This is a genomic window from Nocardia sp. NPDC055050 (assembly GCF_053608345.1).
In genome coordinates this window covers 39,750-55,012 of record NZ_JBSGVG010000018.1, presented here as the reverse complement: position 1 = coordinate 55,012, position 15,263 = coordinate 39,750, and the positions used below count along the sequence as shown (strand labels likewise).

Here is a 15,263-nt window from a genome sequence, read left to right as displayed (position 1 = left end):
ACCCTTAGTTGTTATTGACTGATAACTTCCTCGCTTATCGTTATGCATCGACTGATAACATGTCAAGAGGCATTCGAACGAGGAGGCAGTGACGCCCATGACGAGAACCCGGATGACCGCGTCCGAGCGCAGCGCCCAGGTGCTCGAAGCCGCGATCCATGCCTTTGCCGAAACCGGCTATGCCGCAACGAAAACCGATGAGATCGCCCGACTGGCGGGAGTGTCGCAGCCCTATGTGATCCGCCTGTTCGGAACCAAGCAGCAGCTGTTCATCGCCTGCCTGCTGGAGGTGTGTACGCGCATCGAGCAGGTGTTCCGTGACGCCGAGATCGCCCCCGGCGCCGACACCTCGGAGGCATTGCGCACCCTCGGCCACGGCTTCGATGTCTTCCTGGCCGAACGCGAACTCCCCCTCGTACTGCTGCACGGCGCCGCCGCGAGCGCGGATCCGGCGATCGGCGACCACATGCGGGAGCGATTCGGGCGCATCTATCGCCTGATCGGCGAACTCACCGGCGCCGACACACTGGAATCGCGCCGCTTCGTCGCCACCGGCATGCTGCTCACCATCATGACCGCGATGCAGGTCGCGGGCAGCGATGCGATCACGCTCCCCTGGGCCACCGAAATCCTCACCGACCTGCGCAGTGCCACCACCCCCTCGTGCTGAGGCCGGTCAGCGCGCGAGCAGCGCGGACCAGTTCTGCGCATCGGCCCAGTCCGTGAACGAATGCCAGGCGACGTCGGGGTACGCACGACGCAGGCCGCTGACATCGACGTCGAGGCCGACGGTGGCGAAGTAGTCGAACATGGCGGCCAGATCCTCGGAATGGCCGCGAACGTAGTCGAGCGGAACTTCGTGGTGCGCGATCGGACGGCCGAGGGCGACAGCCAGGGCGGCGGCGAGCCGGTCCGGGGTGAGTTCGTCGGCGGCGATGTCGATGCGGCGGCCCGCGAACTCGGCGCGGCGATCGAGGGCGAGCGCGGCGAAGGCGCCGATGTCCTCGGCACAGATCAGCGTGAGCGGGCGATCGGCGGGCATCGGCCAGGCGAAGGTGCCGTCACGGAGGCCGTCGAGGGTCCAGCCGGTGGCGTAGTTGTCCATGAAGGCGGCGGGCGCGATGACGGTCCACGGGACGCCGCTCGCCCGCAGATGCTCTTCGATCGCGAATTTGCTGTCGTAGTGCGGGATTCCGGTGGCGCGGTCGGCATGCGCGGCGGAGGTGAAGACGATGTGGCCGACATGTGCGGCACCGGCGGCATCGATGAGGGTGACGCCGTGGCGGGTTTCGGCGGCGGTGTCGGTGCCGAACGGCGTGGTTACGGCGAAAAGGGAGTCGACACCGGCCAGGGCGACGCCGAGGGAGCCACGGTCGTCGAAGTCGGCGTAGTGGATCTCGGCGCCGAGATCGCGCAACGCCACCGCGGCGGGGCTGTCGGGAAATCGGGTGAGCGCGCGGACGCGGTGACCCAGGGTGAGCAGGGCGCGAGCGGTGGCGCCGCCCTGTGCGCCGGTGGCACCGGCCACGGCGATGGTGAGCATGATGTTTCCTCCGGTATGATTTGCTGTGTGGCACATTAACTGTGTCATGCAGCAATCTATCCGTTTTAACTGCGTCGCGCAGCTGATAAGGAGTGTGATCCGGATTACAGAGCAGAGTCGACGTGCCCGCTACGCGGAGTTGTCGCGCGTCTCACGGCAATACATGGCCTCGTATGTCCTGTTCAATCAGGCAGTCGCCGACCATCTGGGCCTCCACCCCACCGATCTGCAATGCCTGAGCCTGCTCACCGCAGAGCCGCAGCCACTCACCGTCAAACAGATCGCCGATCTGACCGGACTCACCACCGGCTCCGCCACCCGATTGGTCGATCGACTCGAACGCGACGGCTATGTGATGCGCGAACCCGATGCCGAGGATCGCCGCCGGGTGCTGGTCTCCCCCGTGCCCGAGCGCGTCGCCCGCGTCACCGCCGTCTGGGACGACCTCGGCGAGGGCTGGGAGGCGCTACTCGACACCCATACCGAGGACGAGCTTGCGGTGATCACCGATCACATGCGCAAGGCCGAGCAGCTCAGCCACACCCAGATCGACTATCTCCGGGCCCGCACCGCACCGGCGTGAGAACTACCTCGCGTGCTGGACGCGGGCGCTCGCGTAGAGGCAGATAGCCGCTGCCGCGGCCAGATTCAGGCTTTCGGCACGGCCGTGGATGGGGATGCGGATGCGGTGATCGGCGCGGGCGGCGACGGCGGGGTCGAGGCCGTGGGCCTCGTTGCCGAAGAGCCAGGCGACCGGTCCGCGCAGGATCTCGTCGGCGGCGTCGAGGTCGACTTCGCCGTTGGCGGCGGTCGCGAGGATCGTCACGCCCGCGGCGGAGATCGCGTCGAGAGTCGCGGTGATGTCGCGGCTGCGGGCCACAGGGACGTGGAAGAGGCTGCCCGCGCTGGCGCGCACGCATTTGCCGTTGTGCGGGTCGACGGTCTCGCCCGCCAGCACCACCCCGTCGGCGCCGACCGCATCGGCGACCCGGATCAGGGTCCCCGCGTTGCCGGGTTCGGCGATCTCCACCGGGACGGCGAGCATCCGTGGGCGACCATCGAGAATCTCACCGAGCGGCACGTCGATGAGTTCGCACACCGCGACCAGGCCGGGCGCCGTGACGGTTTCACCGAGATGTTCGGCGGCGCGATCGCTGACCAAGGTGGTACGGACGCCGTCGGCGGTGGCACCGGCGATCAGCGCGTTCTCACGACCGGCGGCCGCGAGCGAATAGAAGATCTCCCGGACGCGGCCGGTCTCCAGAGCGGCGGACACCGCGTTGGCCCCCTCGGCGAGGAACAGGCCGGACTTGCGGCGCTGGGCCGCGCGCTGGAGCTTGACAGCGGAAACGACCCGCGGATTGCGCTCGGAGAGCGCGTCCACGGGCCGTTCCGACAGATCGCTGTGTGTTGTCAAGCTCAGGCAGCGGTGGCCGGGGCGTTGACGTCGGCCGGCAGCGCGGCCTTGGCGACAGCCACCAGGCCGGCGAAGGCCTCGGCGTCCGAGACCGCGAGCTCGGCGAGGATCTTGCGGTCCACCTCGACACCAGCGGCCTTGAGGCCCTGGATGAAGCGGTTGTAGGTGATGTCGTTCAGACGCGCGGCGGCGTTGATACGAGCAATCCACAGCTTGCGGAAGTCACCCTTGCGCGCCTTGCGGTCACGGTAGGCGTAGGTCAGCGAGTGGAGCTGCTGTTCCTTGGCCTTGCGGTACAGGCGCGAACGCTGGCCCCGGTAGCCCTTGGAGGCCTCGAGGATGGAACGGCGCTTCTTCTGAGCGTTGACGGCCCTTTTGACGCGTGCCACTGTGATAGTCCTTGATCATCTGGGGGCGCGGCGGCGCCCGAATTCGGTAGTTGTCGGCGTCCGGTTATCCCGGCCGCGGAATCGTCGGGTTGCGACGGTCGAGCTGACCGGAAAGGTCAGGCGAGACCGAGCAGCCGCTTCACGCGGGGGACGTCGACGGAAGCGACGGACTCCGTGCCTTCCAGACGACGAGTCCGGCGAGAGGACTTGTGCTCCAGGAGGTGGCGACGGTTCGCCTGCTCGCGAAGCAGCTTGCCCCGGCCGGTCACCTTGAATCGCTTCTTGGCGCCGCTGTGGGTCTTGTTCTTCGGCATGGATTCCTCTATCTAGTCGTTGAAATCGTTTTACTGCGGGTCGGCCGGCGCAGCCTGCTCGGCAGGCGCGGCCTGCTCGACCGGTGCGGCCGGTTCGACCGGCGCGGCCGGGTCTGCACTCGCGGGACCGGTCGGCAGCGGCTGACGTGTCGCCGCCGGCGCCGAAGAGTCCTGCTGGGCCTTCACCCGCGTCTTCGCACCCTTGTGGGGAGCGAGGACCATGGTCATGTTGCGGCCGTCCTGCTTGGCCGAGGTCTCGACGAACCCGAGATCGGCCACATCGGAGCCCAGACGCTGGAGCAACCGGAAGCCGAGTTCGGGACGCGACTGCTCACGACCGCGGAACATGATCGTGACCTTGACCTTGGACCCGGCTTCGAGGAAGCGAACCACGTTGCGCTTCTTGGTCTCGTAGTCGTGGTCGTCGATCTTCGGACGGAGCTTCTGCTCCTTGATCACGGTCTGGACCTGGTTCTTACGGGACTCGCGCGCCTTCTGCGCGGTCTCGTACTTGAACTTGCCGTAGTCCATGATCTTGCAGACCGGCGGACGGGCATCGGGTGCTACCTCGACGAGGTCGAGGTCGGCTTCGAGCGCGACGCGTAGTGCATCTTCAACACGCACGATCCCAACCTGTTCGCCGCCGGGTCCGATGAGACGAACCTCGGGAACACGGATGCGATCGTTGATGCGGGTCTCAGTGCTGATGGGGCCTCCTAGGTCAAGCGGTGTCGTCTTAACGACCGCACGCAATAACTGCAACCCCTGATTCAACACGAAAGCCCCGCTGCGGTATTTCTCCGCGACGGGGCCCGATGTCGACCGATCGCCCACAGCCGATGCCCTGACGAGCTCGGTTGTCGACCCCCGCGCGCCAGGCACACAGGAAACCCACCACAATGAGCGGGTGACCGGGACCGTTTATCCGAACGATGGATCGCCGGTAACGGTGGGAGTCGGGCTCCACTTATCTGCCCCACGGATGCATGACACATCCAGGGGCGGTCGTCAGCGGAAAGTCTAGCATGGCGTTGGGCTATCACCGAATCGGCCGGGCGCGAGCAACCGCGATCGGGCTCGCTATAGCCTGATCAGCATGACTGACGAGCTCGATCCTCCTGTGCGCGACCTGGCCGACATCCCCGCTGTCGAGGTGATCAGCCGGGCCGCCGTGATGCTGATGAGTTCGGCCGCGGAGAAGCTGGGCCTGGCAGGCGAGAACCCGGATTCGGGCGCGGGCGTCGACCTCGACGAGGCGCGCCGGGTGATCACCGCACTGGCCGGACTGGTCACGGCCTCGGTGGAGTACCTCGGCCCGCACGCCGGCCCGATCCGCGAGGGTTTGCAAGCGCTTCAGCGCGCGTTCCGCGAGGCATCCTCGGTACCGGACGCGCCGGGGACGGGACCGGGCGAGAAGTACACCGGCCCGGTGCACTGAGTTCTGCGCAACGAAAAGATCCGCCGGCGCAGTGCGTCGGCGGATCTTTTTCTGTGCTGCGAGCGAACGTCGCGACTCAGACCACGGGGGTCGGAGTGGGACCGCCGGGGGTGACCGAGACGGCCGAGCCGGAGGAGATCATGTTGGCGAGTGCGGTGAGCAGCGCCGCGCTTCCGGTATCCATTACAGGCGTTCCTTTCGAATCCAGGTCAGACGGTCGGCTTGGTGGGCTCGTAAGCCAACGATGACCCGCCGGCGAGGAAACCGAGAATCTGGGCGATGAGCGCCGTGGTGGCTTCATCCATGAGGACGTTCCTTTCGAACTACACGACGATCGAGCCGTCGACAAACCGCTACTACCCGGCATTCCGGGGACGGTGAGGCGAATGTTACCCACGGCTGTTTCACTTCGTGGCGCTTTCGGAAAGTCCCTGCCGGAACGTCTCGAAAAGGACGGTAGCCCGGCTCAGCGCAGCGCGGCCGCCTTTCGCGCCAACCGCTTGGCCGCGGTCGTCTCCGCCGGTGCCTTCTTCGCCGGGGCGGCTTTCTTCGCCGCCTTCTTCGCAGCGGGCTTCTTCGGCGCCGGCGCTGCCAGCACTTCCTTCAGGAACTGACCGGTGTAGCTGTCCGACACCCCGGCGATATCCTCCGGCGTGCCGGTGGCGACCACCGTACCGCCGCCGGAACCGCCCTCGGGGCCCATGTCGATGACCCAGTCGGCGGTCTTGATGACGTCGAGGTTGTGTTCGATGACGATCACCGTGTTGCCCTTGTCGACCAGTCCGTTGATCACCTTGAGCAGTTTGCGGATGTCCTCGAAGTGCAGGCCGGTGGTCGGCTCGTCGAGGATGTAGACCGTCCGGCCCATGGACCGTTTCTGCAGCTCGGCGGCCAGCTTCACGCGCTGCGCCTCACCGCCGGACAGGGTCGGCGCGCTCTGGCCCAGCCGCACGTAACCCAGGCCGACCTCGACGAGGGTCTTGAGATAGCGGTGGATCGAGGTGATCGCCTCGAAGAAGTCGGCCGCCTCGTCGATCGGCATGTCGAGGACTTCGGCGATGGTCTTGCCCTTGTAGTGCACCTCGAGGGTTTCCCGGTTGTACCGAGCGCCGTGGCAGACCTCGCACGGGACGTACACATCGGGCAGGAAGTTCATCTCGATCTTGAGCGTGCCGTCGCCCGAGCAGGCTTCGCAGCGCCCGCCCTTGACATTGAACGAGAACCGCCCGGGCTGGTAGCCGCGCACCTTGGCCTCGGTGGTGGAGGCGAACAAGGTGCGGATCTTGTCGAAGACGCCGGTGTAGGTGGCCGGGTTCGAGCGCGGGGTGCGCCCGATCGGCGACTGATCGACCTGCACCAGCTTGTCGAGGTTGTCGAGGCCGTTGATCCTGGTGTGCCGGCCCGGCACCTGGCGGGCACCGTTGAGCTTGTTCGCGAGAACGGTGGCCAGGATGTCGTTGACCAGGGTCGACTTGCCCGAACCGGAGACACCGGTGACCGCGGTGAGTACACCCAGCGGGAACGCCACGTCGACATTGCGCAAATTGTGTTCGGTGGCGCCCACGACGGTGAGCTTGCGCTTCTTGTCGATCGCGCGCCGCACCAGCGGCAGCTCGATCTGCTCGCGGCCGGAAAGATAAGCGCCGGTGAGCGATTCGGGCTCGGTCAGCAGCTCCTCATAGGGACCGCTGTGCACCACGCGACCACCGTGCTCGCCCGCGAGGGGGCCGATGTCGACCACCCAGTCCGAGGCGCGGATGGTGTCCTCGTCGTGCTCGACGACGATCAGCGTGTTGCCCAGCTTCTTCAACCGCAGCAGCGTCTCGATGAGCCTGCGGTTGTCGCGCTGGTGCAGACCGATCGAGGGCTCGTCGAGAACATAGAGGACACCGACCAGACCGGAACCGATCTGGGTGGCCAGCCGGATGCGCTGGGCCTCACCGCCGGACAGGGTCGCGGCCGCCCGCGACAGCGTCAGGTACTCCAGGCCGACGTCGAGCAGGAAGCCGAGCCTGGCCTGGATCTCCTTGAGCACCTGTCCGGCGATCGCGGTCTCGCGCTCCCCCAGCGTGAGCGCGTTCAGGAAGTGCGCGCAGTCGCCGATGGACAGTTCACTGACCTCGGCGATCGACTTGTCGGTGCCGTCCGAGGCCAGGGTGACGGCCAGGATCTCCGGGCGCAGCCGGGAACCGTTGCAGACCGGGCACGCCACATCGCGCATGTACCCGTCGTAGTGCTCTTTCATCTGCTCGGACTCGGTGTTCTCCATGCGCCGCTGCAGGAACGGCATCACGCCTTCGAAATCGGCGTAATAGGAACGCTTGCGCCCGTAGCGGTTGGTGTAGGACACGTGCACCTGGTCGGAGCTGCCTTCCAGCACCGCCTTGCGTGCCTTCGCGGGCAGATCGCGCCACGGAGTGTCCATCGAGAAGCCGACCGCCTCGGCCAGCCCGGAGAGCAACCGGTTGAAGTACTCGGCGGTCTGCCCGCGCGACCACGGGGCGATCGCGCCGTCGGCCAGGCTCAGGTCGGGGTCGGGCACCACCAGTTCCGGATCGACTTCCTTGCGGATGCCGAGGCCGGTGCAGTCGGGGCAGGCGCCGTAGGGCGAGTTGAAGGAGAACGAACGGGGCTCGAGGTCCTCGATGTCGAGGGGGTGGCCGTTGGGGCAGGCCAGACGTTCGGAGAAGCGGCGCTCCCGGTCGTGGGCGTGCTCGTCGCGGTCGACGAAATCGAGCACCACGATGCCGTCGGCCAGGCGCAGCGCGGTCTCGATCGAGTCGGTGAGGCGCTGCTTGGAGGCGGCCTTGACCGAGAGGCGGTCGACGACCACCTCGACGTCGTGCTTCTCCTGCTTCTTCAGCTTCGGCGGATCGGTGAGCGGGTACACCACGCCGTCGACCCGCACGCGCGAGTAACCCTGGGTCTTGAGCTGGTCGAACAGGTCGACGAACTCGCCCTTGCGGGTGCGCACCACAGGCGCCAGCACCTGGAACTTGAGGCCGTCGTCCATCGCGAGCACCTGGTCGACGATCTGCTGCGGGCTCTGCTTTTCGATCAGCTCGTGGCAGACCGGGCAGTGCGGCGTGCCCGCGCGGGCGTAGAGCAGGCGCAGGTAGTCGTAGACCTCGGTGATGGTGCCGACCGTGGACCGCGGGTTGCGGTTGGTCGACTTCTGGTCGATCGACACCGCGGGCGAGAGCCCCTCGATGAAGTCGACATCCGGCTTGTCCATCTGCCCGAGGAACTGACGCGCGTAGGCCGACAGCGATTCGACGTAGCGACGCTGTCCCTCGGCGAAGATCGTGTCGAACGCCAGGCTCGACTTCCCGGAACCGGACAGACCGGTGAACACGATCAGGCTGTCGCGCGGCAAATCCAGGTCTACACCTTTCAGGTTGTGTTCCCGAGCTCCGCGCACAGTGAGGCGTTCCGCCACCTGGTGAATCCCTTCTCCATCGTCATCCGCCGACCGGACATATTCCCCCGTCGCCAATGCTAGGCCGGGGGTCCGACAGATTTGGCTGGAGCGCTGGTGCGCTCGCGTTCGCGGCCCCGCGGTCCCGTCGATCAGGCGCCGTCGCTTGCTCCTACGTCGCCTACGCAACGGCACCTGATCGACGGGACGGCCGCGAACCGCCGCTGCGCGGCGGGACCCTCCTCGAGGTCGGGTCGTTGTCGTCGAGTTTCGGCTCTACACCCACGATTTCAGCAATGCGGATTATGTTTGACGACAGGGGGATCGCTCGACATGATGAAGGAGCCGGCGTGCTCGAGGTGTTCCTGGTCGACGACCACGAGATCGTGCGGCGAGGGTTGATCGACCTGCTGGAAGGTGATCCAGAACTCACTGTGATCGGTCAGGCGGGCGGTGTCGCCGAGGCGATGGTGCGCATCCGCGAGGCCCGCCCCGATGTCGCGGTCCTCGACGTGCGGTTACCCGACGGCAACGGCATCGAGCTGTGCCGCAACCTGCTGGCCGAATTCGACGACCTGCACTGCCTGATCCTGACCTCGTTCTCCGACGAGCACGCCATGCTCGACGCCATCCTGGCCGGCGCCAGCGGGTATGTGGTGAAGAACATCGACGGGATGAAACTGGCCGACGCGATCAAGCAGGTGGGCGCGGGCCACTCGCTGCTCGATACCCGCGCCGCCGACGCCCTGCGCGCCCGGCTGCGCCGCAGCGCCGAACCCTCCGGGCCGCTGGCCGGGCTCACCGACCAGGAACGCCGGCTACTCGAACTGCTCGGTGAGGGTCTGACCAACCGGCAGATCGCCGCGCGCATGTTCCTCGCGGAGAAGACGGTCAAGAACTACGTCTCGCGACTGCTGGCGAAACTGGGTGTCGAACGCCGCACCCAGGCGGCCGTCCTGGCGACGAAACTCCGCGAGCCGTGACGGTTCAGGACGGGACGACGATGGTGAGGTTCCCGTCGTAGCGGCGGTAGAGCAGGTTGCCGCGGCCGGTGTGGCTGTCGGTGAAGAACAGGTAGGGCAGCCCGGCGGCGCACAGCGCGTCGGAGGCCTCGTCCTCGGCGAAGACGGGAGCCGCGTCCTGCACCACCCGGACCGGCATCGCGCTAGCGGTCAACGGCAGCTCGGCCGAGGAGTCCGCCGCGGCGGTGAGCCGCTGCCTGGCCAGCGCGACGCCGTGCGGGTCGGCCCACGTGACGATGGCGTCCTCACCGGTATCGGCGTCGGTGAACAGGTAGGCGTCGTAGTCCATCGCGTCCAGCACGGTGCTGGCTTCCAGCGGCGTTCCGGTCATCAGGGCACAGTCCTTGCGACGGATGATCGGCCGCGTCTCGGTGATCTGGGCCAGCGGCCGACGGGCCGGGTCGGGCCACGCGCCGCGCGCTTCCTTGCCCGCGCGGCGGGCGAGCTGACGGTCGAGCCGTTCGGCGGCGAAGGTGACCGCGAAACCGCCGGGGCCGGTGACCTGGACACGGGTGAAGGTGTCGTTGGTACGGATATTGGCCTGCACCAGGGTCGGCTCGTCGTACCCCTGCGGCGCGGTGACGCGCACCCTGGCCGGACTGTCGAGATGATGCCTGCGCATCACGCGGGTGATGGCCCGAACAGCACGGGTGACGTCCTGGGCCGGCACTTCGCCACGCGTGGTCACGGCGAGCTCCGGGTCCGCGGCGGTCGTCCAGTGCTGGGTGCTCGACAACGAATTCATCATGTGCCCCACTTCTCGATCCCAATTCCCGGTGCCCAATGCCACCACTACCGCCGGTGCGAGTGAAGGGCCGAAAGTCCCCTCATTGCGGACTAGACTTTGCTTCGACTCACTCGAGGAGCTGCGAAGACGGGGTACTGCGATGGCGAACGACGGTCGGGGCGGCCGCTATTCGGCTGACCAGACGGTGTCGCGGCAGATGTTGCGCAGCCTGCTCGGCGAGGTCGCCGATCGGGTCGAAGTGATGATCGGTTCACGCGATCGGATGGACGGCCTCGTCGAGGCCATGCTCACCGTCACCGCGGGTCTGGACCTGGACGAAACCCTGCGCACCATCGTGCGGACCGCGATGAGCCTGGTCGACGCCCGCTACGGCGCGCTGGCGGTCCGCGGCCACGATCAGCAGGTCGCGCAGTTCATCGACGAGGGCATGCCGGATCAGATCCGCGACCGGATCGCGCGATTACCCGCGGGCCACGGCGTACTCGGCGCGGTGTTCGCGCACAAGGCGCCGCTGCGGCTGGCCGATCTCACCCAGCACGAATCCTCGATCGGGTTTCCGGCGGGACATCCGCCGATGCACACGTTCCTCGGTGTGCCCGTACGCATTCGGGACGAGGTGTTCGGCAGTCTCTATCTGACCGAGAAGTCCGATGGTCAGCCGTTCACCGAGGAAGACGAAGTCCTGGTACTGGCGCTGGCGGCCGCCGCGGGCATCGCGGTCGACAACGCGCGACTCTACGAGCAGGCACGCACCAGGCAGGCGTGGATCGAGGCGACGCGCGATATCGCGACGGAATTCCTGGCCGGTACCGAATCCGATCGGGTGCTCGGTCATGTGGTCGATCACGCGCGCGGGCTCACCGGATCGCATCAGGCGTTTCTCGCCTCGGTGCCGGTGCCCGACGAATTGCCCGGCGAGATCAGCGAATTGGTGGTCACCCAGTGGACCGGCCCCGATGCGGGCCAGGACTGGCAGACCATCCCGATCGCGGGGACGGTGGTGGGCGACGCCTTCAGCAGACGCACACCGCTGCGCTTCGACGACGTGTCGCAGGTGACACTGGGCGTCGAGTTCCCCGTGGCCGAATTGCCCGGCGCCGGACCGGCTCTCGTGCTGCCGCTGTGCACCCCCGATGCCACCCTCGGCGTCCTGGTGACGTTCCGGCCGCCGGGTTTCGCGCCGTATTCCGACGAGATGCTCGAGCTGACGGCGGCCTTCTGCGATCAGGCCGCGCTGGCGGTGCGGCTGGCCGACGCGCAGCAGCGGATGCGCGAACTCGACCTCGTCGCCGACCGCGACCGGATCGCGCGCGACCTGCACGACCATGTGATCCAGCGCCTGTTCGCGATCGGCCTCACCGTGCAGGCGACCCTGCCCAAGGCAGTGGTTCCCGAAGTGCGGCAACGGCTTTCGACGGTGATCATGGATCTGCAAGAGGTGGTGCAGGAGATCCGCACCTCCATCTTCGATCTGCACGCCAGCGGCTCCGGTCACAGCGAAGGGCTGCAGCAGCGCCTCGAGGTGGCGATCCGGCGCCAGACCTCCGATATCGCCCTGCGCGCGACGATCCAGGTGTCGGGCCCGCTGTCGGTCCTCGATCCGCAGCTGGCCGACCACGCCGAGGCAGTGGTGCGCGAGGCGGTGAGCAACGCGGTGCGCCATTCCGGCGCCGACACCGTCGCCATCGTGATCGAGGTGGCCGACGATCTGGTGATCACGGTGTCCGACAACGGCTGGGGTATCCCGAACCACGTCATCCGCAGCGGGCTGCGCAATCTCGAGCAGCGCGCGCAGGAGGCGGGCGGGTACTTCGAGGTCGGTCCGGCGAAACGCCCCGACGCCGACGGCAACCACCCCGAGATGCCGGGTACACAGCTGCGCTGGGCGGTGCCCCTGCCCCAGGACGCGCCGACGACCGGCGGATTCGCCCTCGCCGCCGGACCCGAGACGGGCGAGGATTGAGTCAGGCCGCGGCCAAGACCACGGCGGCGTTGTTGCCGCCCATTCCCATCGACAGTTTCAGCGTCGCGCCGTCGAGCAGCGGGGTCGGGCCGTTGAGCAGTCGCGGGTGCGCGGGCGCCACAGCCGGCGCCGACGCGACGATGCCGCGCTCGTAGGACAGAGAGATCGCGGCGACTTCGACCGCCGCGCAGGCGCCTTGACAGTGCCCGGTGAGCGGTTTGAGCGCGGCGATGGCGGGCCGGTCGTCGAAGACGGTGCGCAGCACGTCGCGTTCGGCGGCATCGCACTGCCTGGTCCCGGTGCCGTGCGCGTTGTAGTACGCCACGTCGCCGGCGTCGATCCCCGCGTCGGCCAGAGCGCGCCGGACGCAGGCGATGATCTGGGCGTGGCTGGGATCGACCGAGACGACATGGAAGGCGTCGTTGGTCATCGCGCCGCCGAGCAGCCGCGCATAGGGCCGCTCGACCGCGTCGGTGAGCAGCAGTGCCACCGACGCCTCGGCCATCGTGAAACCGAGGGTGCCCTCCTGAAAGGGCCTGCAGGCGGTGAACGGGTCGGCATCGGCGATCGCGGCACCCAGACCGACGAAATGTTCGAGCATGTCCGGGGTGGCCGACAGGTCGGTGGTGATGCACAACACATCGTCGACCAGACCCGCGTCACGCCACATCTTCGCCGTCAGCAGCGCGACAGTGCCCGAACTGCACGCCGCCGACACGTTCATCGCGGGCCCGTGGAAACCGAACTCCTGCATCACCACCGAAATGGGTGTCGACGGCAGCATCCGCAGATAGTCGCGTGAGCGCCGGTGGCCCTCGTCACGACGGTAGAAATCGCGCCAATCGGCGACATCGCCCAGGGTGAACGCGTGCACGAGGCCGACGGTGCGCCCCTCCCGGCGCCACCCGCGTTCCTGCGCGTCGGCGATCGCCTCGGCGGCCGCGGCGAACACGGCACGCCCGAACAGACCGGTTCCGTAGGCTGCGTCACCACCGTCGGGAATCAGCCCGACCCAGGCATGCTGATCACGTCCGGGCCCGTAACCGGGGTACAAACGGGCTGCCGGTTTGCACCCCAACAATCCCTGCCACAGCGATTCCCGACCCCACCCGTAACCGGAGACAACACCCATGCCGGCGATCGACATAGAATCGAGGCGGTGGGTCATGCCGCCCGTGAGCACATCCAGTGTCACATCGCTCCTCGCGGATCTTCATGAAGGATCACCAGACTAGTCCGGTATGCCGTTCGCAGACCAGGCCGAGATCGGGGGTTTCGCAGTGGGAGAAGGAAGGACCGACGCGGCGAGCGCCGAGCAGCTCGCGCAGCGCTACCGGTCGCTGGTCGAACACACTCCCGATGCCATCTGTGTGCACGAGTCGGGGACGATCGTCTACGTCAATCCGGCGATGGTTCGCCTGCTCGGCGCCCGTTCGGTGGACGACCTGCTCGGCTTGTCGATCACCGACTTCGTCCATCCCGATTCCGTCGCGGCCATGCTCGAACGGATCGATCAGCTCACCGCCGAGGGATCGGCCTCGCCGCCCACCGACATGGATCTCGTCCGGGTGGACGGGCGCACGGTGCCGGTGCAGACCGTGTCGGTGCTCACGGTGTGGCAGGAGAAGCTCGCGTTCCAGGTGGTCGTGCACGATCTCACCGCCCAACGCGCGGCGGAGGCGTCGGCGCGGCAGGCGGAGGCGTATTTCACCACCGTGGTGTCGCAGCTGGAAGAAGGCGTGCTCGTCGTCGATCGGCGCGGTCGCCTCGAATCGATCAACCCCGCAGGCAAACGCATACTCGGCATCGCCGCGGAGGCCGAGCCGGTACTCGGACTGCACATCGACGAACTGCCCATGAAAATGCTCGACCGCGACGGCCGACCACTCGCGCCCGACCAGCATCCGATGGCGCGCACCCTCGCGACGGGAGAGGCGGTGACCCAGTTCATTTTCGGAGTCGAGCGCACCGACGGGCAGCTGGTATGGCTGTCGTGCAACTGCCGATTACTCAATCCGGACAGCCCGGAGTCGGCGGGGGTGTCCTCGTTCGCCGACATCACCGCATTCCGGGCCAGCAAGCGCCAGCTCGAGTACCAGGCCACCCATGACGCGCTGACCGGGCTCGCGAATCGTTCCCTGATCCTGTCGCAGCTGTCCACGGCGCTGGCCGACGACGGCGGCACGCTGATCACCACGGTGCTGTTCATCGACCTCGACGGCTTCAAAGCGATCAACGACACCCTCGGGCACGCCATCGGCGACACGGTGTTGCAGATCGTCGCCCAGCGGTTGCAACAGGCGCTGCGCACCGAAGACCTGGTCGGGCGGCTGGGGGGCGACGAATTCCTGGTGTTGCTGGCCGGTCATCCGCAGCGCGCCGACCTGCCCGCACTGGTGGAGCGCCTGCGCGTGAAGATGGCGGAACCGATCATCGCCAGCGGTCACCGTCTCGAGGTGAGCGCCTCGGTCGGCATCACCGAACTCGGCCCGCACGAACGGCGCACGCCCGAAGCCGTGCTGCACGACGCCGACCTGGCGATGTACCGCGACAAGCCGGCGGCCCATCGTGAGCTCGGTCTCGGTCAGAATCGACGCTCGAACAACACCCACGCCTCCTGACAGACTGGTCGGCGTGATCGTCGAACACGCGCTGTTACCCGTTCGCCCCGGCGCCGCCGCCGCTTTCGAAGCGGCCTTCGCGCAGGCGTATCCGATCATCGCGGGAATGCCCGGTTTCGGTGGGTTGTCGTTGTCGCGCTGTGTCGAGCGGCCCGACTGCTTCCTGTTGCTGGTGCGCTGGGAGCAGCTGGCCGACCACACAGTGGGATTCCGTGAGTCACCGGAATATCAGCGCTGGCGTGCGCTGTTGCACCACTTCTACGAGCCTTTCCCGGTGGTCGAACACTTCACGCCGATCCTCGGCGACGAAGTGTTCCCGGTCGCGGCGGCCCTGCCCGCGGACACGTAGACTCGACAACTCTGTTCTCAACGCGGTGACAAAGGAGTCCT

15 protein-coding genes are annotated in these 15,263 nt (G+C 67.3%); 7 read left to right on the top strand and 8 right to left on the bottom strand.

What is annotated here, in order from left to right:
• Positions 1-97 precede the first annotated feature (97 nt).
• Positions 98-670, top strand: coding sequence for a TetR/AcrR family transcriptional regulator (locus ACWGCN_RS19950; protein ID WP_378994139.1), 573 nt, complete (start codon positions 98-100; stop codon positions 668-670).
• 6 nt (positions 671-676) lie between these two features.
• On the opposite strand, the gene ACWGCN_RS19945 is transcribed toward ACWGCN_RS19950, so the two are convergent.
• Positions 677-1,543: an NmrA/HSCARG family protein gene (locus tag ACWGCN_RS19945; RefSeq protein ID WP_452460141.1), complete on the bottom strand. Its 867-nt coding sequence runs from the start codon at positions 1,541-1,543 to the stop codon at positions 677-679.
• 94 nt (positions 1,544-1,637) lie between these two features.
• Between ACWGCN_RS19945 and ACWGCN_RS19940 the strand changes: the two genes are divergently transcribed.
• Positions 1,638-2,126 carry a MarR family winged helix-turn-helix transcriptional regulator gene (locus ACWGCN_RS19940; RefSeq protein ID WP_452453695.1) on the top strand — a complete coding sequence of 163 codons (489 nt, stop codon included), beginning with the start codon at positions 1,638-1,640 and terminating at the stop codon, positions 2,124-2,126.
• Positions 2,127-2,129: 3 nt separating this feature from the next.
• On the opposite strand, the gene ACWGCN_RS19935 is transcribed toward ACWGCN_RS19940, so the two are convergent.
• The 4 genes from ACWGCN_RS19935 to infC form a co-directional block, all read right to left on the bottom strand.
• Complete coding sequence (locus tag ACWGCN_RS19935) at positions 2,130-2,927, bottom strand: TrmH family RNA methyltransferase (protein WP_452460140.1); 798 nt, start codon at positions 2,925-2,927, stop codon at positions 2,130-2,132.
• A gap of 35 nt (positions 2,928-2,962) precedes the next feature.
• A complete protein-coding gene (rplT, locus tag ACWGCN_RS19930) occupies positions 2,963-3,349 on the bottom strand; it encodes a 50S ribosomal protein L20 (RefSeq protein ID WP_019046423.1) in 387 nt (128 codons plus the stop codon).
• A 116-nt stretch (positions 3,350-3,465) separates the two neighbouring features.
• Positions 3,466-3,663: a 50S ribosomal protein L35 gene (gene rpmI / locus ACWGCN_RS19925; protein WP_056824456.1), complete on the bottom strand. Its 198-nt coding sequence runs from the start codon at positions 3,661-3,663 to the stop codon at positions 3,466-3,468.
• A 30-nt stretch (positions 3,664-3,693) separates the two neighbouring features.
• Positions 3,694-4,425 (bottom strand): translation initiation factor IF-3, encoded by a 732-nt coding sequence (gene infC, locus ACWGCN_RS19920; protein ID WP_378637346.1) that lies wholly within the window; start codon positions 4,423-4,425, stop codon positions 3,694-3,696.
• 334 nt (positions 4,426-4,759) lie between these two features.
• Between infC and ACWGCN_RS19915 the strand changes: the two genes are divergently transcribed.
• Entirely contained in the window at positions 4,760-5,101 is a 342-nt protein-coding gene (locus ACWGCN_RS19915) for a DUF1844 domain-containing protein (protein ID WP_378637057.1), read from the top strand.
• A 466-nt stretch (positions 5,102-5,567) separates the two neighbouring features.
• On the opposite strand, the gene uvrA is transcribed toward ACWGCN_RS19915, so the two are convergent.
• Positions 5,568-8,540: an excinuclease ABC subunit UvrA gene (uvrA, locus tag ACWGCN_RS19910; RefSeq protein ID WP_378994130.1), complete on the bottom strand. Its 2,973-nt coding sequence runs from the start codon at positions 8,538-8,540 to the stop codon at positions 5,568-5,570.
• A gap of 329 nt (positions 8,541-8,869) precedes the next feature.
• Between uvrA and ACWGCN_RS19905 the strand changes: the two genes are divergently transcribed.
• The gene (locus ACWGCN_RS19905) at positions 8,870-9,502 is read left to right on the top strand and encodes a response regulator transcription factor (RefSeq protein ID WP_056824462.1); all 633 of its coding nucleotides are present in this window, start codon (positions 8,870-8,872) and stop codon (positions 9,500-9,502) included.
• Positions 9,503-9,506: 4 nt separating this feature from the next.
• Here ACWGCN_RS19905 and ACWGCN_RS19900 read toward each other — a convergent pair whose 3' ends face one another.
• The gene (locus tag ACWGCN_RS19900) at positions 9,507-10,289 is read right to left on the bottom strand and encodes a sigma 54 modulation/S30EA ribosomal C-terminal domain-containing protein (protein WP_378637062.1); all 783 of its coding nucleotides are present in this window, start codon (positions 10,287-10,289) and stop codon (positions 9,507-9,509) included.
• A gap of 139 nt (positions 10,290-10,428) precedes the next feature.
• Between ACWGCN_RS19900 and ACWGCN_RS19895 the strand changes: the two genes are divergently transcribed.
• Positions 10,429-12,252, top strand: coding sequence for a sensor histidine kinase (locus ACWGCN_RS19895; RefSeq protein ID WP_378994126.1), 1,824 nt, complete (start codon positions 10,429-10,431; stop codon positions 12,250-12,252).
• A gap of 1 nt (position 12,253) precedes the next feature.
• Here ACWGCN_RS19895 and ACWGCN_RS19890 read toward each other — a convergent pair whose 3' ends face one another.
• Positions 12,254-13,399 carry a beta-ketoacyl synthase N-terminal-like domain-containing protein gene (locus tag ACWGCN_RS19890; protein WP_452459968.1) on the bottom strand — a complete coding sequence of 382 codons (1,146 nt, stop codon included), beginning with the start codon at positions 13,397-13,399 and terminating at the stop codon, positions 12,254-12,256.
• A gap of 94 nt (positions 13,400-13,493) precedes the next feature.
• Here ACWGCN_RS19890 and ACWGCN_RS19885 point away from each other — a divergent pair, with 94 nt between their 5' ends.
• Positions 13,494-14,873 (top strand): diguanylate cyclase domain-containing protein, encoded by a 1,380-nt coding sequence (locus ACWGCN_RS19885; protein ID WP_452459964.1) that lies wholly within the window; start codon positions 13,494-13,496, stop codon positions 14,871-14,873.
• Positions 14,874-14,886: 13 nt separating this feature from the next.
• On the top strand, positions 14,887-15,222 hold the full coding sequence (locus ACWGCN_RS19880) for an antibiotic biosynthesis monooxygenase family protein (protein WP_378994121.1): 336 nt from the start codon (positions 14,887-14,889) through the stop codon (positions 15,220-15,222).
• Positions 15,223-15,263: the final 41 nt, after the last annotated feature.